General features: G+C 65.4%; 26 protein-coding genes. 10 read left to right on the forward strand and 16 right to left on the reverse strand.

Annotated elements, in window-relative coordinates; translation table 11 throughout:
- Window positions 1–38 precede the first annotated feature (38 nt).
- Window positions 39–1,052 carry an adenosine kinase gene (locus tag ABT375_RS12165; protein WP_224546474.1) on the reverse strand — a complete coding sequence of 338 codons (1,014 nt, stop codon included), beginning with the start codon at window positions 1,050–1,052 and terminating at the stop codon, window positions 39–41.
- A 113-nt stretch (window positions 1,053–1,165) separates the two neighbouring features.
- Between ABT375_RS12165 and ABT375_RS12170 the strand changes: the two genes are divergently transcribed.
- Window positions 1,166–1,831: an EI24 domain-containing protein gene (locus ABT375_RS12170; protein WP_416462633.1), complete on the forward strand. Its 666-nt coding sequence runs from the start codon at window positions 1,166–1,168 to the stop codon at window positions 1,829–1,831.
- Window positions 1,828–2,196: a hypothetical protein gene (locus tag ABT375_RS12175; protein WP_224546478.1), complete on the forward strand. Its 369-nt coding sequence runs from the start codon at window positions 1,828–1,830 to the stop codon at window positions 2,194–2,196. The genes ABT375_RS12170 and ABT375_RS12175 overlap by 4 nt, the downstream gene beginning before the upstream one ends.
- 364 nt (window positions 2,197–2,560) lie before the next feature.
- On the opposite strand, the gene gltX is transcribed toward ABT375_RS12175, so the two are convergent.
- Both gltX and ABT375_RS12185 read right to left on the reverse strand, forming a co-directional pair.
- Window positions 2,561–3,889 (reverse strand): glutamate--tRNA ligase, encoded by a 1,329-nt coding sequence (gltX, locus tag ABT375_RS12180; protein WP_416462635.1) that lies wholly within the window; start codon window positions 3,887–3,889, stop codon window positions 2,561–2,563.
- A gap of 100 nt (window positions 3,890–3,989) precedes the next feature.
- Window positions 3,990–5,651, reverse strand: a complete 1,662-nt coding sequence (locus ABT375_RS12185; RefSeq protein ID WP_416462637.1) for an NAD+ synthase — start codon at window positions 5,649–5,651, stop codon at window positions 3,990–3,992.
- A 224-nt stretch (window positions 5,652–5,875) separates the two neighbouring features.
- Here ABT375_RS12185 and ABT375_RS12190 point away from each other — a divergent pair, with 224 nt between their 5' ends.
- A complete protein-coding gene (locus ABT375_RS12190; RefSeq protein WP_224546482.1) occupies window positions 5,876–6,811 on the forward strand; it encodes a ribose-phosphate pyrophosphokinase in 936 nt (311 codons plus the stop codon).
- Between the two features lie 22 nt (window positions 6,812–6,833).
- Here the strand turns inward: ABT375_RS12190 and ABT375_RS12195 are convergent, their stop codons facing one another.
- On the reverse strand, window positions 6,834–7,070 hold the full coding sequence (locus ABT375_RS12195; protein ID WP_224546711.1) for a hypothetical protein: 237 nt from the start codon (window positions 7,068–7,070) through the stop codon (window positions 6,834–6,836).
- 48 nt (window positions 7,071–7,118) lie between these two features.
- A complete protein-coding gene (locus tag ABT375_RS12200; protein ID WP_224546483.1) occupies window positions 7,119–7,550 on the reverse strand; it encodes a VOC family protein in 432 nt (143 codons plus the stop codon).
- Window positions 7,551–7,617: 67 nt separating this feature from the next.
- Between ABT375_RS12200 and ABT375_RS12205 the strand changes: the two genes are divergently transcribed.
- A complete protein-coding gene (locus tag ABT375_RS12205) occupies window positions 7,618–8,433 on the forward strand; it encodes an inositol monophosphatase family protein (protein WP_224546484.1) in 816 nt (271 codons plus the stop codon).
- A gap of 26 nt (window positions 8,434–8,459) precedes the next feature.
- Here the strand turns inward: ABT375_RS12205 and ABT375_RS12210 are convergent, their stop codons facing one another.
- The 3 genes from ABT375_RS12210 to ABT375_RS12220 form a co-directional block, all read right to left on the reverse strand.
- Window positions 8,460–8,996 (reverse strand): O-acetyl-ADP-ribose deacetylase, encoded by a 537-nt coding sequence (locus tag ABT375_RS12210; RefSeq protein WP_416462640.1) that lies wholly within the window; start codon window positions 8,994–8,996, stop codon window positions 8,460–8,462.
- A gap of 4 nt (window positions 8,997–9,000) precedes the next feature.
- Complete coding sequence (locus ABT375_RS12215; RefSeq protein WP_224546486.1) at window positions 9,001–9,414, reverse strand: VOC family protein; 414 nt, start codon at window positions 9,412–9,414, stop codon at window positions 9,001–9,003.
- A gap of 65 nt (window positions 9,415–9,479) precedes the next feature.
- The gene (locus tag ABT375_RS12220) at window positions 9,480–11,630 is read right to left on the reverse strand and encodes an AsmA family protein (protein ID WP_416462642.1); all 2,151 of its coding nucleotides are present in this window, start codon (window positions 11,628–11,630) and stop codon (window positions 9,480–9,482) included.
- 158 nt (window positions 11,631–11,788) lie between these two features.
- Here ABT375_RS12220 and rpmI point away from each other — a divergent pair, with 158 nt between their 5' ends.
- From rpmI to pheT, 5 genes are all read left to right on the forward strand, one after another.
- Window positions 11,789–11,992, forward strand: a complete 204-nt coding sequence (gene rpmI, locus ABT375_RS12225; protein ID WP_007711873.1) for a 50S ribosomal protein L35 — start codon at window positions 11,789–11,791, stop codon at window positions 11,990–11,992.
- Window positions 11,993–12,005: 13 nt separating this feature from the next.
- Complete coding sequence (gene rplT / locus ABT375_RS12230) at window positions 12,006–12,368, forward strand: 50S ribosomal protein L20 (RefSeq protein WP_224546488.1); 363 nt, start codon at window positions 12,006–12,008, stop codon at window positions 12,366–12,368.
- A gap of 157 nt (window positions 12,369–12,525) precedes the next feature.
- Window positions 12,526–13,146, forward strand: coding sequence for a LysE family translocator (locus ABT375_RS12235; RefSeq protein WP_224546489.1), 621 nt, complete (start codon window positions 12,526–12,528; stop codon window positions 13,144–13,146).
- Window positions 13,147–13,232: 86 nt separating this feature from the next.
- Window positions 13,233–14,327 carry a phenylalanine--tRNA ligase subunit alpha gene (gene pheS, locus ABT375_RS12240; RefSeq protein WP_416462644.1) on the forward strand — a complete coding sequence of 365 codons (1,095 nt, stop codon included), beginning with the start codon at window positions 13,233–13,235 and terminating at the stop codon, window positions 14,325–14,327.
- On the forward strand, window positions 14,324–16,741 hold the full coding sequence (gene pheT / locus ABT375_RS12245; protein WP_416462646.1) for a phenylalanine--tRNA ligase subunit beta: 2,418 nt from the start codon (window positions 14,324–14,326) through the stop codon (window positions 16,739–16,741). The genes pheS and pheT overlap by 4 nt, the downstream gene beginning before the upstream one ends.
- A 125-nt stretch (window positions 16,742–16,866) precedes the next feature.
- Here the strand turns inward: pheT and ABT375_RS12250 are convergent, their stop codons facing one another.
- The 8 genes from ABT375_RS12250 to ABT375_RS12285 all read right to left on the reverse strand — a co-directional run bounded on the left by ABT375_RS12250 (window position 16,867) and on the right by ABT375_RS12285 (window position 19,676).
- Window positions 16,867–17,100 carry a hypothetical protein gene (locus ABT375_RS12250; protein WP_416462648.1) on the reverse strand — a complete coding sequence of 78 codons (234 nt, stop codon included), beginning with the start codon at window positions 17,098–17,100 and terminating at the stop codon, window positions 16,867–16,869.
- 29 nt (window positions 17,101–17,129) lie between these two features.
- On the reverse strand, window positions 17,130–17,387 hold the full coding sequence (locus ABT375_RS12255; protein WP_224546497.1) for a hypothetical protein: 258 nt from the start codon (window positions 17,385–17,387) through the stop codon (window positions 17,130–17,132).
- A gap of 29 nt (window positions 17,388–17,416) precedes the next feature.
- Complete coding sequence (locus ABT375_RS12260) at window positions 17,417–17,728, reverse strand: hypothetical protein (protein ID WP_224546499.1); 312 nt, start codon at window positions 17,726–17,728, stop codon at window positions 17,417–17,419.
- Window positions 17,729–17,755: 27 nt separating this feature from the next.
- A complete protein-coding gene (locus ABT375_RS12265) occupies window positions 17,756–18,046 on the reverse strand; it encodes a hypothetical protein (RefSeq protein WP_224546501.1) in 291 nt (96 codons plus the stop codon).
- A gap of 37 nt (window positions 18,047–18,083) precedes the next feature.
- On the reverse strand, window positions 18,084–18,464 hold the full coding sequence (pspC, locus tag ABT375_RS12270; protein WP_224546502.1) for an envelope stress response membrane protein PspC: 381 nt from the start codon (window positions 18,462–18,464) through the stop codon (window positions 18,084–18,086).
- Window position 18,465: 1 nt separating this feature from the next.
- The gene (gene pspB / locus ABT375_RS12275; RefSeq protein WP_261935908.1) at window positions 18,466–18,732 is read right to left on the reverse strand and encodes an envelope stress response membrane protein PspB; all 267 of its coding nucleotides are present in this window, start codon (window positions 18,730–18,732) and stop codon (window positions 18,466–18,468) included.
- 4 nt (window positions 18,733–18,736) lie between these two features.
- Window positions 18,737–19,417: a phage shock protein PspA gene (pspA, locus tag ABT375_RS12280; protein WP_261935907.1), complete on the reverse strand. Its 681-nt coding sequence runs from the start codon at window positions 19,415–19,417 to the stop codon at window positions 18,737–18,739.
- An 85-nt stretch (window positions 19,418–19,502) separates the two neighbouring features.
- The gene (locus ABT375_RS12285; RefSeq protein ID WP_224546506.1) at window positions 19,503–19,676 is read right to left on the reverse strand and encodes a hypothetical protein; all 174 of its coding nucleotides are present in this window, start codon (window positions 19,674–19,676) and stop codon (window positions 19,503–19,505) included.
- A 183-nt stretch (window positions 19,677–19,859) separates the two neighbouring features.
- Between ABT375_RS12285 and pspF the strand changes: the two genes are divergently transcribed.
- Window positions 19,860–20,882, forward strand: coding sequence for a phage shock protein operon transcriptional activator (gene pspF / locus ABT375_RS12290; RefSeq protein ID WP_224546507.1), 1,023 nt, complete (start codon window positions 19,860–19,862; stop codon window positions 20,880–20,882).
- Window positions 20,883–20,896: the final 14 nt, after the last annotated feature.

Here is a 20,896-nt window from a genome sequence, read left to right on the forward strand (position 1 = left end):
AGGCCCACCTCCCCAACGAGAGGCGGGCCTTTTCCCAGTCAGGCGAACAGCGCGTCGCGGATCACGACGAGGTCGGCTTCCGGCCGCGCGCCCCAGTGCGAGATCACCTCGGCGGCCGCGGCCGCGCCCAGCGCCAGCGCATCCTCGACGCTGCGGCCGTCGATATGGGCGGCCAGGAAGCCGGCGGCGAACAGGTCGCCCGCGCCGGTCGTGTCGACGATCTGCGCGACCGGCGCGGCCGGCGCTTCATGCCGCACGCCATCCACGATCGCCACGGCGCCCTTTTCGCTGCGGGTCGACACCAGCACCGGCACCTTGTCGGCGAAACGGGCCAGCGCCTTGTCGAAATCGTCGATCTGGGCGAGCGACTGAATCTCGCCCTCGTTGGAGAAGAGGATATCGATCATCCCCTGATCGATCAGGTCGATAAAGTCGCCGCGATGGCGGTCGATCACGAAATTGTCGGACAGGGTGAAAGCGACCTTGCGGCCCGCCCCGCGCGCCGCGTCGATCGCTGCCCGCATCGCCGCGCGCGGCTGCTCGGGATCCCACAGATAGCCTTCGAGATAGAGGATCTTGGCCGACCGGATCAGGTCGAAATCGACCGCCGTTTCGGGCAGGAATTGCGACGCGCCCAGAAATGTGTTCATCGTCCGCTGGGCGTCCGGGGTCACGAGGATCAGACAACGGGCGGTCGGCACTTCGCCATGCATCACCGCTGTGTCGAAGCGGATGCCCAGGGCATGGACGTCATGGGCGAACACTGCACCAAGCTGATCGTCATTGACCTGGCCAATGAAACCGCATTTCATCCCCAGCGCGGCAAGGCCCGCCAGCGTGTTGGCGGCGGAGCCTCCGCTGATCTCCTTGGCCTGCGGCATGTCGGCATAGAGGGCCTCGGCCATGTCGGCGTCGATCAGTTGCATCCCGCCCTTGGTCAGCGCATGTTCGGCCAGGAAGGCATCGTCGCTGCGGGCGAGCACATCGACGATGGCATTGCCGATCGCGACAACGTCGAGCGCCGGGGGCGGAACCTGTGCGGAAGCGGTCACGCAATATCCTTATCTTGAAATGGAAATAAAATTTCGTCGCCTTTATCGGTCCGCGCCCGCCCATGCAACGGCGCTGATTGACCTTGCGTCCATGCGGGAGGATAGACGGAGCCATGGTCCTGACCGCCGCCCTGCGCGCCTTTCCTTCCATTTTTCACGGCGCGGCGCTGCGTCTCCTGTTCAAGACGCTGGTGCTGACTTTGTTCCTGTTCACAGGATTGGGCGCCGCGCTCTGGGCCGCTTTTCATGCCCTGCGGCTCCATTTGGGCTGGGGCGGCGGCGGCTTTGCCGAAGCGACCGCCACGGCGCTGCTGGTGGTCGGCGCGGGGTGGCTGCTGTTCCGCGCAGTGGCGATGGCGGTGATGGGCCTGTTCGCCGACGACATCGTCGAAGCGGTGGAGCGCGACAGTTATCCGCAGGCGGCGCTCGCCGCCCAGCCGGTCGGCTGGGCGCGCAGCCTGCGCTTCGCCTTGGCCTCGCTGGCGCGCACGCTGGGCTGGAACCTGCTGGCGTTACCCGCCTATATGCTGTTGCTGGTGACGGGGGTGGGGACCATCGGGCTGTTCCTGGTTCTGAACGCCTATCTGCTGGGCCGCGACATGGCCGACATGATCGAGCCGCGTCATCCCGCCCTTCCGCCGATCCCGCGGAGCAGCCGGTGGCTTTTGGGGCTCGTTTCGGCGCTTGCGTTCCTGATCCCGCTGGTCAACCTGCTTGCGCCGATCTGGACCGCGGCTATGGCCGTGCATATGTTGCTCGGGCGAAAGACATTCGCATGAATTTCCGATCTTTTGTAACGGCGGCGCTGTGCCTGCCGCTGGCCGCCTGCGGCGGTGGCGTCGTGCCCAGGACCGGCTACACCCCATCGCCGGCCGGTCCTCCCGCCAGCGCCTTCATGAAGCAGGGGCCGTTGATGGGGTCGGACGCGCGCGCGCTGACCCAGATGTTCGGCCAGCCCCGGCTCGACATCCGCGAAACCACGGTGCGCAAATTGCAGTTCGCCAACGGCCGCTGCATCCTCGATGCCTATCTCTACGCGCCGGCGCGCGGCAAGGAGCCGGTTGTCACGCATGTCGATGCACGCAGCCCGGCCGGGACGGATGTCGATCCTGCTGCCTGTGCGACGGCGTTGCAGGCGAAATGACCGATTCGTGAAGCGAACGGCGAAGTTCACACCGTTGTCGGGCCTGCCGGGCCAATAGCCACGGTAAAGCCCCTGCGAAGCCACGGTCAGGTCACGGCAAGGTGGCATATAGGTCACGCCCTCGCGACGCCGACACGCCGGTGTGGCGACAGCCCCATGCTTGTCGCGCGACGACGCGGCCCGAAGCGGCAGGAGGCGAACAAGCCGGTCCACGACCCCGGATAGATCAGACGAAATCCTACATTGGAAGCGGTTTGTGGCGTGACACAGGCGGAGTGGGCCACCGCCTGAAACGTCGATTAAAGACGGTCTTCTCCCTTGCGGGGCAGGGAGCGAAGAAGCCCGTTTTTGATCGAATCCGTGGTCAACGTCGGAGGCGCGCCAATGCCCCATCCTTGCCGATCAGCGGCAGAAGCTGCCCCATGTCGGGGCCGTGATCCAGTCCGGTCAGCGCGCGGCGCAGGGGGAGGAAGAGCGTCTTGCCCTTGCGTCCGGTTTCATCCTTGAGCGCGCCGGTCAGCGTGCGCCAGATGTCGGCGTCGAAGGGGGCATCGGCAAGGATGCGGTGGGCGGCGGCAAGGAAATCGCAGTCCTCTTCCGCTGGCGGAGGCGCATCCACGGGTCCGGTGACGATCCGCCACCAGTCCGCCACGCCCGCCACCGTCTCCAGATTGGGACGGATCGCGGCCCATGCGGCAGCGTCCACGCCAACAGGCAGGCGGTCGGCCACCGCGTCATAGGACAGGAGATGGACGATCTTCTGGTTGAGGGTCGCCAGTTCCCCTTCGTCGAAGCGCGCGGGCGCGCGGCCGAAATGGGCGAAGTCGAAACTGTCGATCAGCGGCTGCATGTCGGCGAACGGCTCGATCGGCTGCGAACTGCCGAGGCGGGCGAGCAGGGATGCGACGCTCATGGCTTCGAGGCCGATTTCGCGGAAATGGGCGACGCCGAGCGAGCCGAGGCGCTTCGACAATTTGCCCTCGCTGCCGGTCAGCAGCGCTTCATGGGCGAAGGCCGGGAGCGGTGCGCCCAGGGCCGTGAACATCTGAATCTGGGTGGCGGTGTTGGAGACATGATCCTCGCCGCGCAGGACATGGGTGACGCCCATGGCGATATCGTCGATCACCGAGGGAAGCATGTAGAGCCAGCTACCGTCGGCACGGCGGATCACCGGGTCGGACAGCAATTTCGGGTCGAAGCGCTGGTCGCCCCGGATCAGGTCGGTCCAGACGATCGGCTGGTCATGGTCCAGCTTGAAACGCCAGTGCGGCGTGCGACCTTCGGCCTCGTACGCGGCGATCTGATCGGCGGTCAGCGACAGGGCAGCACGGTCATAGACCGGCGGCAGGCCCCGGCCGAGCAGGATTTTCCGGCGCAGGTCCAGTTCCTGGCTGGTTTCATAGGCAGGATAGACATGGCCCGACGCCTTGAGCGCCTCGAACCGCGCTTCGTAGAGGGCGAAACGGTCCGACTGTTTTTCCTCGCCGTCCCAGTGGAGGCCGAGCCATGTGAGGTCGGCCCTGATCGAGTCCGCATATTCCGGGCGCGAGCGTTCCAGGTCGGTGTCGTCGAGGCGCAGCAGGAATTGCCCGCCGCTCTTGCGCGCCCACAGCCAGTTGTGGAGCGCGGCGCGAATATTGCCGACATGGAGGTTGCCGGTCGGCGACGGGGCGAAGCGGGTGATGACGGTCATGATTGGTCCTAAACCCGTTCGGTTCGCGCGTAGCATAATCACTTCGCTTCGCTCAGTGCAGGGCTTCGCCTTCGCTCGGCCCGAACGGCCTTTTTGTTGCCTATATCGTGCGAAAGCCGTTGGTGATCGGATAGCGGCGGTCGCGGCCGAAATTGCGGATGCCCAGCTTCACGCCGGGCGGCGACTGGCGACGCTTATATTCGGCGATATAGAGCAGCCGCTCGATCCGGGCGACCGTTTCCTTCTCGAACCCGCGCTCGACCAGCTTGTCGACCGACAATTCCTCCTCGACCAGTCCGTAGAGGATCGGATCGAGTATCTCATAGGGCGGCAGGCTGTCGTCGTCGCGCTGGTTGTCGCGCAATTCGGCGCTGGGCGGCTTGGTGATGACCCGTTCGGGCATCACCGGACCTTCCGGCCCGATGCCAAGACCGAGCGACGGGACATGTTCGTTGCGCCAGCGGCACAGGTCGAAAACGGTGGTCTTATAGGCGTCCTTCAGTACCGAATAGCCGCCCGCCATGTCGCCATAGATGGTGGCATAGCCGACCGACATCTCGCTCTTGTTGCCGGTGGTCAGCAGCATATGGCCATATTTGTTGGACAGGGCCATCAGCGTCACACCGCGAATGCGCGACTGGATATTCTCTTCGGTCAGGTCGCGCTGGCGACCCTCGAAGACGGGTGCCAGCATCGTGTCGAAGGCCGTGACGGCGGGTTCGATCGGGATGGTGTCATAGCGGACGCCGAGCAGGCGGGCGCATTCTACGGCGTCGTCCAGGCTGTCCTGACTGGTGAAGCGCGAAGGCATCATCACGCACCAGACCCGATCCGGCCCGAGCGCATCGACGGCGACCGCAGCGGACAGGGCCGAATCGATGCCGCCCGAAAGCCCCAGCACCACGCCGGGAAAGCGGTTGCGGTTCACATAGTCGCGCAGGCCCAGCACCATCGCATTGTAGATGTCGGCCGGGCGCGGATCGAGGTCATGCTGCTCGCCGGGCAGGCAGACCCACTGGCCGTCCCATTTCTCCCATTGCGTCAGCACCAGCGATTCTTCCCAGTCGGGCAGTTGCTGCGCGAGGGAGAGGTCACCGTTCATCACGAAGGAGGCGCCGTCGAACACCAGTTCGTCCTGCCCGCCGACGCGGTTGAGATAGACGAGCGGCAGGCCGGTTTCGCGCACACGGGTGCCGGCGACGGCGTTCAAGCGGCGATCGTCCTTGTCCACCTCATAGGGGCTGCCATTGGGGCTGATCAGGATTTCGGCGCCCTCGCTGCGCAGATGCGCGGTGACGAAGGGGAACCAGATATCCTCGCAGATCGGCACGCCGATCTTTACGCCCTTGAAATCGATCGGCGCGGGCAGCGGTCCGGGGGCGAACAGGCGCTTTTCATCGAAGGTGCCGTAATTGGGCAGCTCGCGCTTCTGCCGGATCGCGGTGACCGCGCCATTGTCCAGCAGGGCGACGACGTTGAAGAGAACGCCCTGCGAAGCGACCACCGTGCCGACCAGCATCGCCGGGCCGCCATCGGCGGTTTCCTGCGCCAGCCGGTCGAGCTGGTAATTGGCCTGGTCGACCAGGGCGGGCTTGAGCACCAGATCTTCGGGCGGGTAGCCGATCAACTGGAGTTCGGGATAGACGATGAGGTCGGCGCCCTGCGCGCGGGCGCGCCATGCCAGCATGGCGTCGGCATTGGCCTTCAGGTCGCCCACGGACTGGGTCATCTGCGCAAGCGCGATCACGAGTTTGTCGGTCATGGTCCGGCGCCCTAGAGCATTTTCGCCGCTTGCGAAAATGCTCTGTTTTTCGATGCCGCATTTTCGAACCGGACATCCGCTGCGCGCACGTCCTGAAAATGCGCATGTCCATTTTGCCCCACGGCGCAAAAGCGCCTTTCCACATGGGACTTGCGCCGCTAAAGGGGCCGCGTTTCGCGCATCGTCATCAATTCGTCACGCCAATTAGTTTGGGGTTTTTCGCCATGAAACTCATGACCGGCAATTCGAACAAGCCGCTTGCGGCCGCCATCGCCGACTATATCGAAATCCCCCTGACCGACGCCAGCGTCCGTCGCTTCGCCGACGAAGAGGTTTTCGTGGAAATCCATGAGAATGTCCGCGGCGAAGACGTGTTCGTGATCCAGTCGACGGCCTATCCGACCAACGACAATCTGATGGAATTGCTGATCATGATCGATGCGCTCAAGCGCGCGTCGGCCAAGCGAATCACCGCCGTCGTCCCCTATTTCGGCTATGCCCGCCAGGACCGGAAGCCCGGCCCGCGCACCCCGATCAGCGCCAAGCTGGTCGCCAACCTCATCACCACCGCCGGCGCCGACCGCGTCCTGTCGGTCGACCTGCACGCCGGGCAGATCCAGGGCTTTTTCGACATTCCGACCGATAACCTGTTCGGCGCGCCGGTGATGTCGGCCGACATCCAGGCGCGCTTCGGCGACAAGAATATCATGGTCGTGTCCCCCGACGTGGGCGGCGTGGTGCGCGCCCGCGCGCTGGCCAAGCGGCTCGACAACGCCCCGCTCGCCATCGTCGACAAGCGCCGCGAGCGCGCCGGCGAATCCGAAGTGATGAACATCATCGGCGACGTGAAGGGCCGTTTCTGCATCCTGATCGACGATATCGTCGATTCGGCCGGCACCCTGTGCAACGCCGCCGCCGCGCTCAAGGCGCAGGGCGCAGAGGGCGTGATCGCCTATGTCAGCCATGGCGTGCTGTCGGGCGGCGCAGTCGCACGCGTCGATGCGTCGGAACTGCTGGAACTGGTCATCACCGATTCGATCCAGGGCACCGAGGCGGTGAATACGTCCCAGCGCATCCGTCACCTGCCCATCGCCCCGCTGCTGGGCGAAGCGATCAAGCGCATCGCGGACGAGAGTTCGGTGTCCAGCCTGTTCGACTGAAAGGAGAATGGGCTGGCGGCGCTCAGGCCGCGGGCAGCATCACCAGCGGCACCGTCAGGATCATGACCAGCGCGACGACGATGCGCTGGCCGCGCGAGATGCCGAGCGGCTTTTCGCGCCAGAGCATCGGGCAGGCGAGCAGCGCGAAGCCGATCGCCATGTTGGACAAAGTCGCCGAGCCGCCGATCGGCATATCCTGCCGCAGGGCGAGGCCCGCGAACAGGGTGATGAAGCTCAATATCCAACCCAGCAGCGCCATGCGTGCCCCCTTTGCGTCGCAGGCTAGAACGGTCGGGTTGCCGAAGCCTTAATCGGGGATCGGCGTCCAGGGATCGTAGCTGCCGAAGCTCCAGACATTGCCTTCGGGATCGAGCGCGGTGTAGCCGCGACCGGGATAGCCGTCATTGTCCTGCGGCTCCTGCACCACGACCGCGCCTTCGTTGCGGGCGTGGAGGCAATGGGCGTCGGGATCGGGCACGACGACATAGACGCAGGCCGTGATGCCGCCCAGGTCGCGGACGGTGGACCAGGTGTAGAGCGACTCGCCCTCCATGTCCTTGACGCTGCCCAGCATCACCATGCCGTCGCCCAGCACCAACTGGGCATGATGGATGATGGCGGGGTCGGCCTCGTCGGGATAGACGGCGTGGCGCGCAAAGCCGAAGGCCGCGCACAGGAAATCGATCGCGGCGGGGGCGTCGGCATAGCGCAGGCATGGGATGACGGGCGAACCGGGCATCTTCCTCTCCTTCTCTCGTCGGTGGTTCAGTCTAGCGTATCGCGGTCCAAGTCGCTAGGCGAAGGGGATGACCACCCGCGACGACCTGGCCCTCGCCAACCGCCTTGCCGACGCCGCCGGCGCCGCCATCCGTCCCTTTTTCCGCGCCCGCTACGACACCGAGATCAAGGCGGACAAATCGCCGGTGACGGAGGCCGACCGCGCCGCCGAAGCCGCGATCCGCGCGATCCTGGAACAGGAACGGCCGGGCGACGGCATCATCGGCGAGGAATATGGATCGGTGCGCGAGGATGCCGAGCGGGTGTGGATCCTCGACCCGATCGACGGCACGCGCAGCTTCATCGCCGGGCGGCCGATCTTCGGCACGCTGATTGCGCTGACGCAGGCGGGGTGGCCGACCATCGGCATCATCGACCAGCCGATCGCGCGGGAACGCTGGGCCGGGATGAGCGGGCAGCCGACCACCTTCAACGGCAAGCCGGTGCGCACCCGCGCGTGCAAGGCGCTGGAAGGCGCAGGCATCGCCACCACCAGCCCGCATCTGTTCGGCGAGGGCGACGTGCCCCATTATATGGCGCTGGTCGCCGCGGTGTCGGGTGGCTCGCCGCGCCAGGGTCCGGTCTATGGCGGGGACTGCTATAATTACGGCCTGCTGGCGTCGGGATTCCTCGACATCGTCATCGAATCGGGCCTGCAAAGCTACGACTTCGCCGCTTTGGTGCCGGTGGTCGAGGGGGCTGGCGGGCTGATGTGCGACTGGAATGGCGAGCCGCTGACAGCCGAGAGCGAAGGCCATGTGCTGGCGCTGGGCGATCCGGCGCGGCTGGAGGATGTGCTGGAGGCGCTGGGCAGCGCGCCGGAGCATCATCATCACGACCATTAATCGATAGGGCATTAATCGATCGGGCATTAATCGATCGGGGCGGCGTTCCTGACGGCGAGGTCGAACAGGCCGGTGGTCGATTCGTCGAAGCAGACGAAGAGAATATGGTCGAACGCATCGGGATGCAGGCGCAGCGCATCCCGCACGGCATCGGCGGCCGTCGCGGCGGCAAGAGGCTTGGGGAAACCGTAAATGCCGGTCGAGATGGCCGGAAAGGCGATGCCGCGCAGGGCATGATGCCGCGCCAGGCCGAGTGCATGGGCATAGCAGTTGGCCAGGAGCCCGCATTCGCCCTGCCCCCCGCCCTGCCAGACCGGCCCGACCGTGTGGATGACATAGCGGGCGGGCAGGCCATGGCCGCGGGTAATCCGCGCCTCCCCGGTCGGACAGCCGCCGATGATGCGGCATTCGGCGAGCAGGTCCGGCCCGGCGGCGCGGTGGATAGCGCCGTCGACCCCGCCGCCGCCCAGCAGGCTGTTATTGGCGGCGTTGACGATCGCGTCGGTCGCGCAGCTTGTGATGTCGCCCGTCACCACATCCCAGCGGGTCGCGCCGACGATCATTGCGTCAGTCCTTCACCGGGCCGCCGATCGACCAGATATGGCCGAACGGATCGATCACCTGGCCGTAGCGTGCGCCCCAGAACTGGTTGTCGAGCGGAAAGCGAATGGTCGCGCCGGCGTCGAGCGCGCGGGTCCACCATGTATCGGCATCATCGACTTCCAGATGCAGCGTGACCCCGGCCGGCGGCGGCACGGCCTCGCCATGGCTCATCTCGTGAAAATGGTCGTTCAGCATCAGCCCGCCATCGTTGACGATCAGGTGGGCGTGCATGATGCGGACGCCGTCGTCGGCCATGTGGCGCGATTGTTCGGTCGCGCCGAAGGCTGTGGCGTAGAAGGCGATCGCTTCGCCCGCCCGGCCGTCGGCGATGGTGAGATGCGGGGTGACCCCCGGCATGACGAAGGGTGCGTCGCTCATGGCCTTCTCCTCTTCGAGTCGTTGTCCGCGCAGGATAAACCTGCGCACCGCCGATCAGAAGCCGATCAGAAGATGCCGAGGAATTTCTTGTCCTGGCGCTTCTGCTCACCCTTGCTGCCCCGGCCCTTCTCATCCTTGGCCGTGGTTCCGCGGCCGACATCGTCGCGCGGCTGGCCACCCTTGGTGCGCTGCGCCTGCGCGCTGGCACCCGCCAGGATCGGGCCACAGGCCGCGCCCTTGGCATCCCCGGAATCGACGAAGGCCAGCAAAGACGCGATCGGCGTGCCGACCACGCCCAGCGCCAGCGCCGCGCCGCCACGGGTCAGCAGTTCGGGGCTGACCACGGCGATGCCCGGTTTTGCGAAATAGCCGTTGATGCCGACGGGCGACTGGCCGGAAAAGAGGCTGATCTTCTTGCCGTCGGCGCGGAAGGCAAGATCGAGGCTTTCATTCCTGAACGAGAAGCCGCCGCGGCCGATCATCACATTCTTCTTCGTGTCAATCAGGATCGGATCGGCCGCCGCCACGCCGTTGCGCACGGTGAAGGCGATCAGGCCGCAGTTGATCTCCACAGGCTGCTTCAACTTGCCGGAAAACATCTTGGTGACGAACGTGCCGACATCCAGTTCGGACAGCTGGACGTTGCGCGCCCACATCGAGCCGGCGGGCAGGATGATGGCGATGCGGCCGTTCGCAGTGCCGAGCGAATCATGCAATGTATCGCCCAGCCCGGTCATCTGCACCCGCCCCTTGACCGTGCCGCTGGTACCCGATTCCTCCACGCCCCAGCGCGCCAGCAGCTTGCCCATCGGGGTGGGCGACAGGCGGATGTCGTAGGTCGTGCGGACGGGGCGATGACGCGCGTCGATCTCTATGTCCGACGCGACATGACCGCCGGACATGTCGAAGGTCAAGGGCGACAGGGTGAGCAGGCTATGGTCGAGCTTCACCGTGACGGCTGCGTTGGACACCGGCAGGTTGGGCGCGCGGATGGTGCGCATGGTGTAGCGGACATTGGCGTCGAAATTGCGGATCGCTTCGACCCGCAGCGGGGCGTCGGGCAGGATGCGGGGCGCGCCGCCGACCGTCTCCACCGCGCCGGCCGCCCCCTGCGCCGCCAGACGATCGGGGTCATAGCCGATGAACGGGCCGACATCGATGATGTCGAGCGTCTGCGTGGCGAGGTCAGCGTCGATCAGGAGCCGCGCCCTCGGCAGCGACACGGTCATCTTCCCGGCGAGGTCGCTGTCGCCGAAATGGCCTTTCAAATGGGTGAAGCGCCATTCTTCGCCGGCCTTGGTCAGGGCCGATGTGAAGCGATAGGCGCGGGTGTCGGGGATGGCGACGCCCAGGAAATCGAACAACAGGCCGAGATTGGGGCCGTGGGTGACGAGGCGCAGGTCGCTGCCCTCCAGTTCGGTCGCGCCGGGCAAGGTGCCGCTGACCTCCAGCACGGTCGCGTCCGCCACCGCCCGCGCGGCCAGGGCGTTCTTGCCACGGCTGATCGTCTGGTTCGGGGACAGCAACCCGCCGGTCAGGGTGAAGGGCCGGTCGCGCATCATACCCTGGCCGGAAAAGCGGATGTCCTGCGCAAATCGCGTGTCCTGCGCCCGCACCGTCTCGAACCCGATGTCGGTTGCCAGTTGCAGCACGGGGTCGCGATAGCGCAACGTCGTGCCAGCCAGCAGCGCGCGCCGGATCAACGGCAGGTTGAGCGGCTCGCCCTTCCGGTCGGGGTCGCCGAAGGTCCATGTGTTGCTCTTGTGATCGCGCGACCATTCCAGATCGACGGCGGCGCCCCGCAGTTCCAGCCAGGGCACACGATATTTGGCGCCGAAGATCAGACTGAGCGGGGCGATGCGGCTGTCGATCAGCTCGGCCCGGAACAGGTCGGGGCGGCTGGCCCAGGGCAGGTTGGCGACGTGCAACCCTTCGGCGCGGAACTTGATGGCAAGGGGCGCGAAATAGAGCTGGAAGTCGCCGCCCACGCGCACCTGCCGTTCCAGCCGGCTGGTCAGGATGCGTTCGAACGGTCCCTTGAGGAAACGGCCCTTGGTGATGAAGAGGATCAGCCACAAGGCGAAGAGGATACCGACGATCCCCAGAATGATTCGCACCGGCAGCGGCAAACGCCGCCAGCGGTCGCGGGCGCGGCGGACATGGGCATGGAGTCCGTCCGATGGCGCAACATTAGGGGGGTAATCGATGTCGGCCATGGCAGGGGTAACGCCGCGCACATGCTTTAGGTCCGAATCGTCTTGCTTTCCGGCCGATGCCCGCCTATGCGCGCCGTTCGCGATATTCAGTGAGACCGCCCGGCTAACTAGGGCTGCCGGGGCTGTCTGTAATCGTCGCGCCAGACAAGGAGACGAAAATGCCCAAGATGAAGACCAAGAGCGGTGTGAAGAAGCGCTTCAAGTTCACCGCGACCGGCAAGGTCAAGCACGGCGTCGCTGGCAAGCGTCACCGCCTGATCAGCCACAACGCCAAATATATTCGCCAGAACCGTGGCACTTCCGTGCTGTCCGATGCCGACGTGGCGCACGTCCGCCTCTGGGCACCCTACGGCCTGAAGTAAGGAGTAGAGGACAATGGCACGCGTAAAACGTGGTGTAACCACCAAGGCGAAGCATAAGCGGATTTTGGATCAGGCGAAGGGCTATTATGGCCGTCGCAAGAATACGATCCGTATCGCTCGCCAGGCCGTCGAAAAGGCCGGCCAGTACGCCTATCGCGACCGCAAGGTTAAGAAGCGTTCGTTCCGTGGTCTGTGGATCCAGCGCATCAACGCGGGTGTCCGCGCCGAAGGCCTGACCTATTCGCAGTTCATGCACGGTCTGAAGCTGGCCGGTGTCGAACTGGACCGCAAGGTCCTGGCCGACATCGCAATGCACGAAGGCGAGGCGTTTAGCGCCATCATCGCCCAGGCGAAGGCTGCGCTGCCCGCAGCTTAAGCGGACCGATCGCAAGATCGTCAAAAGGGCGCCGGGGCAGATGCTTCCGGCGCCCTTTTTGTTTTCCGGCCTCCGTTCGTTTGTACGAGGGTAGGGCTTCGACAGGCTCAGCCCGAACGGATTGAGGGGTGGCCGGACATCTGAGGGGATTAATCCCATGTCGCTGCATCTGTGGTGGTTGTACGTCACGGCAGTCTTCCTGATCTCGGCCACGCCGGGACCGAACATGCTGCATGTCATGACGCAGAGCATTGCCCATGGCCCGCGCAAGGCGACCGCGACGATGGCGGGCCTGATGAGCGCGGTGCTGCTGTGCCTGACGGCCTCGGCGCTGGGGCTTGGCGCGCTGCTCAAGGCGTCGCCGGGGCTGTTTGCCATATTGCGCTATGCGGGCGTCGCCTATCTGCTGTGGCTGGGGGTCAAGGCGTGGCGCGCGCCGGTGGACGATATTGGCGCGATGGGCGCGACCCGGGCGCGGTCGCTGCGTGCCTTATATGGCACGGGCATGCTGACGGGACTGTCCAATCCCAAGCTGATCATCTTCGCAGCGGCGCTTTTCCCCCAGTTCATCGACCTGCACCGGCCCTTCTGGTTGCAACTGGCAATCCTGATCGCCAGTTTCGTTGTGATCGAAAGCTTCTGGTATGCCGTTTATGCGCTGGGCGGCCTCAGCCTGGCCCGTTGGTTGCAGCCCGCCAATCGGCAGAAACTGTTCAACCGTGGCACCGGACTGTTGTTCATCGGTTTTGGCGGCGCGTTGCTGGGGGCAAGGGCCTAACCCTTTCCTGGCCCGCCCCTTTCCTTGATCGCCATGCCCCGCTAAGGCGCGGACATGCATCCGCCACCACTGGCTCTGGAAGATTTATGACTGAAATTGCCAATCTGAAAGCCGGCCTGATCGCCGACATCGCCGCGGCCGACACGCTCGACGCGCTGGAGGCGCTGCGGGTCGGCGCGCTGGGCAAGAGCGGGGTCGTGACGGGCCTGCTTAAGACGCTCGGGCCGATGTCGCCGGAAGAGCGGATGGAGAAAGGGCCGCCGATCCAGGATTTGCGCGAGAGCGTGACGGTGGCGCTGGCCGACAGGAAGGCGGCGCTGGAGCAGGCCGCGCTCGATGCCAAGCTGGCGTCGGAAAAGGTCGATATGACCCTGCCCGCCGATCTTGGCGCACAGGGATCGGTCCATGCCGTGTCTCAGGTAATGGACGAACTGGCGGAAATCTTCGCGGACCTGGGCTTTTCCGTCGCCACCGGGCCGGAGATCGAGGACGACTGGCATAATTTCACCGCGCTCAACATTCCCGAGACGCACCCGGCGCGCGCGATGCACGACACTTTCTACTTCCCGGACGAGGAAGGCGCGAAGAAGATGTTGCTGCGCACCCATACTTCGCCGGTGCAGATCCGCACGATGATGAACGGCACGCCGCCACCGATCCGCATCATCGCGCCCGGCCGCGTCTATCGCAGCGACAGCGACGCCACGCACACGCCGATGTTCCACCAGATCGAAGGTCTGGTGATCGACAAGGGCATTACGCTGGGTCACCTGAAATGGACGCTGGAAACCTTCCTGAAAGCGTTCTTCGAGCGCGAGGACATCGTGCTGCGGCTGCGTCCCAGCTATTTCCCCTTCACCGAACCGTCGGTGGAGGTCGATGTCGGCTATACGCTGACGAACGGCCAGCGCGTTATCGGCGGCGATGGCGATGCGGCGGGCGGCGGCTGGCTGGAGGTGCTGGGCAGCGGCATGGTCAACCGCCGCGTGATCGAGGCGTGCGGACTGGACCCGGACGAATGGCAGGGCTTCGCCTTCGGCACCGGGGTCGATCGCCTCGCCATGCTCAAATATGGGATGAACGACTTGCGGGCCTTCTTCGACGGCGATCTGCGCTGGCTGAAACATTATGGCTTCTCGGCACTCGACGTGCCCACGCTGAGCGGAGGAGTGGGCGCATGAAATTCACCCTGAGCTGGCTCAAGACGCATCTCAACACCGATGCCGACCTGGCGACGATCCTCAAGACGCTGAACGCCATCGGGCTGGAGGTCGAGGGCGTCGAGAATCCGGCCGAAAAGCTCGGCGGGTTCAAGATCGCCAGGGTGCTGACGGCGGAGCGCCATCCGCAGGCCGACAAATTGCAGGTGCTGAGCGTCGATCATGGCGACGGATCGCCGCTGCAGGTCGTGTGCGGCGCGCCCAATGCGCGCGCTGGCCTGATCGGCGTGTGCGGGGTCGAGGGCGCGGTGGTGCCGGTCAACGGCATGGTGCTCAAGAAGACCGCGATCCGCGGCGTCGAATCCAACGGCATGATGTGTTCCACGCGCGAGCTGGAGCTGGGCGACGATCATGACGGCATCATCGAACTGGATGCAGCGGCGCCGGTCGGGCAGGTCTATGCCGACTGGGCGGGGCTGAACGATCCGGTGATCGACGTCAGCATCACGCCCAACCGGCAGGACTGCATGGGCGTGCGCGGCATCGCGCGCGATCTGGCGGCGGCGGGCCTCGGCACGCTCAATGCCATCATCGTGCCGGAGATCGAAGGCGTGGGCCCCGGACCGGATGTGCGTACGGACGATGTGGACGGCTGCCCGGCCTTCTTCGCGCGCACCGTGCGCGGCGTCACCAATGGCGCTTCGCCCGAATGGATGAGCAAGCGGCTCAAGGCCATCGGCCAGAAGCCCATCAGCGCGCTGGTCGACATCACCAATTACATCATGTTCGATCTCGGCCGGCCGCTGCATGTCTATGACATGGCGACGCTCAAAGGCGGCCTTGTGGCGCGCAAGGGCAAGGCCGGCGAGGAAGTGCTGGCGCTGAACGGCAAGAGCTACGCCGTCGACGAGACGATGACCGTCATCGCCGACATGCAAGCCGTGCATGATATCGGCGGGATCATGGGCGGCGAACATTCGGGTGCGACGAGCGCCACGACCGACGTGCTGATCGAATGCGCCTATTTCACGCCGGAGCGGATCGCGGTGACGGGGCAGAAGCTGACCCTGACCTCCGACGCGCGCGGCCGCTTCGAACGAGGGGTCGACCCGGCGTTCCTGGACGACGGCCTGTCGATCGCGACCAGCCTGGTCGTCAGCCTGTGCGGCGGCACGCCCAGCGAGGCGACCCGCGCCGGCACCCCGCCCGCGACGCCGCGGACCGTGGCCTATGCGCCCGAACAGTGCCTGGCGCTGGCCGGCGTGCAGGTGCCCGCCGATGAACAGAAGCATATCCTTGAAAGCCTGGGCTTCGGCGTCAGCGGCGAAGCGAGCCGCGTCGAATATGAAGATGGGATGCCGGTGACGGTGCCGGGTCGCTGGACGATCATGGTCCCGACCTGGCGCCGCGACGTCGATGGCTGGCCCGATATCGTGGAGGAAGTGGTGCGCATCGTCGGTCTCGACCATGTGCCCTCCACCCCGCTGCCGCGCGTGCCGGGCGTCGCTCGCCCGACCGCCACGCCTGAGCAGATGGTCGAGCGCCGGGTGCGTCGCACTGCCGCCGCGCGCGGGCTGGCCGAGGCGATCAACTGGTCCTTCATTTCGCAGAAGGAAGCCGCCGCCGTGGGCGGGGGCGACTGGACGCTGGCGAACCCGATCTCCGAAGAGCTGAAGGTCATGCGGCCATCGCTGCTGCCCGGCCTGCTGTCGGCGACGAAGCGCAATGTCGATCGCAGCGCGACCTCCGTTCGCCTGTTCGAACTGGGCCGCCGCTATTTCAAGCAAGGCGAGCGGGCGACCGTCGGATTCGTGCTGGCGGGCGAGAAGCTGGCGCGGGGCTGGCAGAGCGGCAAGGCGCAGGGCTTCGACGCGTTCGACGCCAAGGCGGAAGTGATTGCGTTGCTGGCCGCAGCCGGCGCGCCGGTCGGCAATCTCCAGAATTTCGGGGAGGCTTCGGCCGCCTATCATCCCGGCCAGTCTGGCACGCTGCGGCTGGGGCCGAAGGCGGTGCTGGCCGAATATGGTGTGCTGCACCCGTCGCTGGCCAAGCAGTTCGGCCTGACCGGCACCGTGGTGGCCGGCGAAATCTTCCTCGATGCGATTCCGGGCAAGCGCAAGAGCGGCTTCATGCGCGCGCCTTATGCGCCGCCCGCATTGCAGGCCGTGAAGCGCGACTTCGCCTTCCTCGTACCGGACATGGTCGAGGCCGATGCGCTGGTGCGGGGGGTCAAGGGTGCGGACAAGAAGAGCATCGTCGATGTGCGTCTGTTCGACGTCTTCGTCGGGCCGGGGGTGGAGGATGGCTTCAAGTCGCTGGCCATAGAAGTGACGTTGCAGCCGGGCGAGAAGAGCTTTTCCCAGGAAGAGCTGGAGGCGATCAGCGCCGCAGTGGTCAAGGCCGCACAGAAGCTGTGCGGAAGCCTGCGCGGCTGAACATCCTCATCGCTTTTATAAAGAAGGCGCGGTGAACGATCACCGCGCCCTTTTGCATCGACAGGAACAGGGCTTCGACAGGCGCAGCCCGAACGGTTGAGAGGGTAAATACCCTCTCAACCGCCCTACAGATCCACGCCCGCGGCGATCGCTTCCAGCTTGCGGATGCGTTCCTTGAGGTCGGCGACCTCGATCCGGGCGGAAGCGCTCGGCGGTGCAGCCTCTTCGAAGCGGCGGCCCAGTTCGGCGCGCTTCAGCTCCAGCCAGCCGTTCCAGCCGCGCAAGGCCGCCGCCGCGATGATGGCGAGACCGATCAGGCCAGCCGCCGCCAGGGTGATATAGAGATAGGGGTCTTGCATATAAGCCTCCCTGTCCGGTCAGACCGCGCTCAGTCGCGATCCCGGAGCTTTTCGAATTCCCGCTCCAGCGCGGTGGAGCCGTCCGTCGCCAGCCGTTCCAGAACGGCGACGCGATCCTTGAGCGCCTTCATTTCCGCGCGCAGCCTTTCCGTATCCGGATCGGGACCGCGCTGGATGAACTCTTCGCCCTTGTGCCGGCGAACGACGCCATATTTGGCCTGCAAAACCCGCGAGATTGCGATGATCGCCACGATAAGGACGACCATGGAAAAAGGATTGTCGATCATCTGTTTTGTCCCTTGATTATATCGTGCGCTCAGTTGGCCGGGCCGCGCAGCTGTTCGATCTCACGGGTCAGCTGGTGACTTTCGTCGGTGACGATGCGTTCGACCACGGCGAGCCGATCCTTCATCGACCCGATCTCGGCGCGCAGCTGGGCATTTTCCTGGCTCAGCAGCTTGATGCGCTCGACCATTTCCTCGTTCTTCTGCGGATAGACGGCCTTGCCCCAGCTATTTTCCAGCGGATAACCGTGGCGGATGCGCAACCAGGTGGTGAACACCCAGCCGCCGACCGCCAGCGATCCGACGATAACGGCCACCGGGGCGAAGGCTTCGAATGGAAACATGATGATACTCCCCTTGGTCGGCCGGTATCAGCGCAGCGCGTCGATTTCGCGCGCGGTGCGGGCGGCGGGATCGGTGGCGATCCTCTCCAGCACGGCGATGCGGTCTTCGAGGCGGCTGATGCGGCCCACCAGCTTTTCGTTTTCGTTGGAAAGAAGGTCGATTTTTCGACCGGCGTCGGGATCGCTTCGATGAACGGTATTTCCGTTGTCGTCGGTCAGCGGATAGCCGTAGCGCGCCCGCATCCAGGTGGTGATGACCCAGGCGCCCATGGACAGGGCGACGATGGCGACGATGAAGCTTGGTCCTGCGAAGCTCATGATCCTTGGCTCCCTCTAATCCCCTCTGCCATGCGCCTCAGCGCAGGCTGTCGATTTCGTCGGCGAGGCGGGTGTTGCGGCTGGTATAGTGGATTTCGATGTCGGCCAGGCGGCGATCGATGTCGCGGAACTTGGAGCGGACGTCGCGGGTCGAACGGGTCGGGTTGGTGCGCACGCCCTGCCAGAATTTCTCGTCGTCGCGATCGGCATAGAGGCCCAGCGGCTTGTTTTCGGCAAAGTAGGCGACGGCGACATAGGCGATGAGGGTCCAGGGAAAGGCGCCCATCAGGGTGACGAGCACCGCGCCGACCCGGACCCAGGTCACGTCGATTCCGCTATAGTCGGCGATGCCGGAGCACACGCCCATCCATTTGCCATTCTTCTTGTCGAGGTAGAATTTCGTGCGGCGGGCGGTCATGTCAGTTCCTCCGGTCGAGTTCATAGCCGTCGTCGGCCGACGGGCGAGAGGGGCGGAAATCGGGGTTGTCGGCGGCGACGATCCGTTCGACCGTCTGGAGCCGTTCTTCGAGCCGGCGGGCGAGAAGGTGGAGGTCGTCCAGCAGCTTCTCGTCCTCGTCGGTGATCTTGGGCGCCTGCTTCCACTTGGTGACATAGTGGAAGATCAGCCAGGGCATGCCGATGAACAGCATGCCGCAGACCATGATCGGCAGGAACACGTCTTCCATCGGATCAGGCTCCCCCGGTCTTGTCGGCGTTCATGGACGCCTTGAGCGCGGCGAGATCGGCATCGACCTTGTCGGCCGACTTCAGTTCCGCAATCTCCTCCTCCAGCGTCTTGGGGACGCCGCCCAGCGTGGCGGCGTCGGCGCGGCCTTCGGCCATGTCCACGCGGCGTTCGAGCATGTCGAAGCGGGCGAAGGCGTCGTTGACCTTCTCGCCGGCATAGGCTTCGCGGACGCGCAGGCGGTTTTCCGCGCTCTGCATCCGGGTGACCAGACTGTTCTGGCGGGCGCGGGCTTCGCGCAGCTTGCCCTGCAGCTTGGCGATATCCTCTTCCGACGCCTTGAGCGCGTCGTCCAGCGTCTCGATCTCGTGGGCGAGATGATCGGCCATGTCGGTCGCCTTCTGGCGCTCGACCAGCGCGGCCTTGGCGAGGTCTTCGCGGTCCTTCGACAAAGCGAGCTGCGCCTTTTCGGTCCAGCTGTCCTGCAAGGCGGTCAGCTTGGCGATGTGGCGGCGCATTTCCTTCTGGTCGGCGATGGTGCGGGCGGCCGACGCGCGGACCTCGACCAGCGTTTCCTCCATTTCGAGGATGATCATGCGGATCATCTTCGCGGGATCTTCGGCCTTGTCGAGCAGGTCGGTCACATTGGCGGCGATGATGTCGCGGGTGCGGGAGAAAATACCCATTTGAACGTCACTCCTGGTCTTATCGTCTTGTTGGGGGCCGGGGCGGGCGAGAGGGGGCACTCCCGCCCCGGCCGGGGCTTGCGCCTTATGCGAGGTAGCGCAAGGCCGCGGGGGTATCGTGCGTCGCAAGGATCGGGGCTTCGCTGGCGCGGGCCGGACCGACCGCCGAAAGGATCATGGTCGATCCGAACAGCAGGGCGGCGATGGCGGCCGACATCAGCTGGCTGATTTCGCGAACGCTGTTGGTCTGGTTGGTCATCGTCATACTCCCTGAAACTTGGCCTTCATAGGTTCCGCGATTATTTGCGGATTGCCCTGAGCTTTGCAGAGGCCGTGCCAGTTTCGAAAAATGGCCGATTTTCTGGGCTTTTTGAGCCGTTGCGGGCCAGCGGGCCAATATGCCACTTGCCAAGGAGTGGGAAATTTCACCATAAGTTGGCGCATGGAGAAAAATACGCAATTTGTCGGCCAGAGCTTCGCCTTTCTCGACGCGGTCGAGCAGGCGGGGCGCGCGGCCGAACTCAACCGGCCGGTGCTGGTGATCGGCGAACGCGGCACCGGCAAGGAACTGATCGCCGAGCGGCTGCATCATCTGTCGCCGCGCTGGGGCGAGCCGCTGATCACGATGAACTGCGCCGCGCTGCCCGAAACGCTGATCGAGGCGGAACTGTTCGGCCATGAACAGGGCGCGTTCACCGGCGCGACCAAGGCGCGGCCCGGCCGGTTCGAGGAGGCCGATGGCGGCACCCTGTTCCTGGACGAACTGGGCACGCTGTCGATGGCGGCGCAGGAGCGGCTGCTGCGCGTCGTGGAATATGGCGAGGTGACGCGGATCGGCGCGTCGCGGCCGCAGCGGGTGGACGTACGGATCGTAGCGGCGACCAATGAGGATCTGCCTGCCGCCGCTGACGCCGGGCGCTTTCGTCCCGACCTGCTCGACCGGTTGAGCTTCGAGGTCATCACCCTGCCCCCTTTGCGCGCGCGCGAGGGCGATATCACCGTGCTGGCCGATCATTTCGGGCGGCGCATGGCGGCCGAGCGCGACTGGCCGCAATGGCCCGGCTTCACGGCGGCCTGCGCAGCGGAGCTGGAAGGCTATGGCTGGCCGGGCAATGTGCGCGAGCTGCGCAATGTGGTCGAACGCGCGGTCTATCGCTGGAACGAGCCGGGGCGGCCGATCAGCCAGATCACCTTCGACCCCTTCGCCTCGCCGTGGAAGCCCAAGTCAATGATGAAACGGGCCGAGGCGGCACCGTGTGACGCCCCTGCCGCACCGTCAGCACCCACCATGACCTATGAAGAGATTAGCGACCTGCGCGCCGCCGTGGACGGGCACGAGGCGGCGATCATCCGCGCCGCGCTGGAGCGATTTCGGTACAACCAGCGCGCGACCGCCAAGGGGCTGGGCCTGACCTACGACCAGTTGCGCCACTGCATGAAGAAACATGGGTTGAGCGCGGGCTGAACAGCCCGCGCTCG

Origin of the sequence: Sphingomonas sp. VDB2 (genome assembly GCF_047946695.1) — a bacterium.
GTDB lineage: Bacteria > Pseudomonadota > Alphaproteobacteria > Sphingomonadales > Sphingomonadaceae > Sphingobium > Sphingobium bisphenolicum.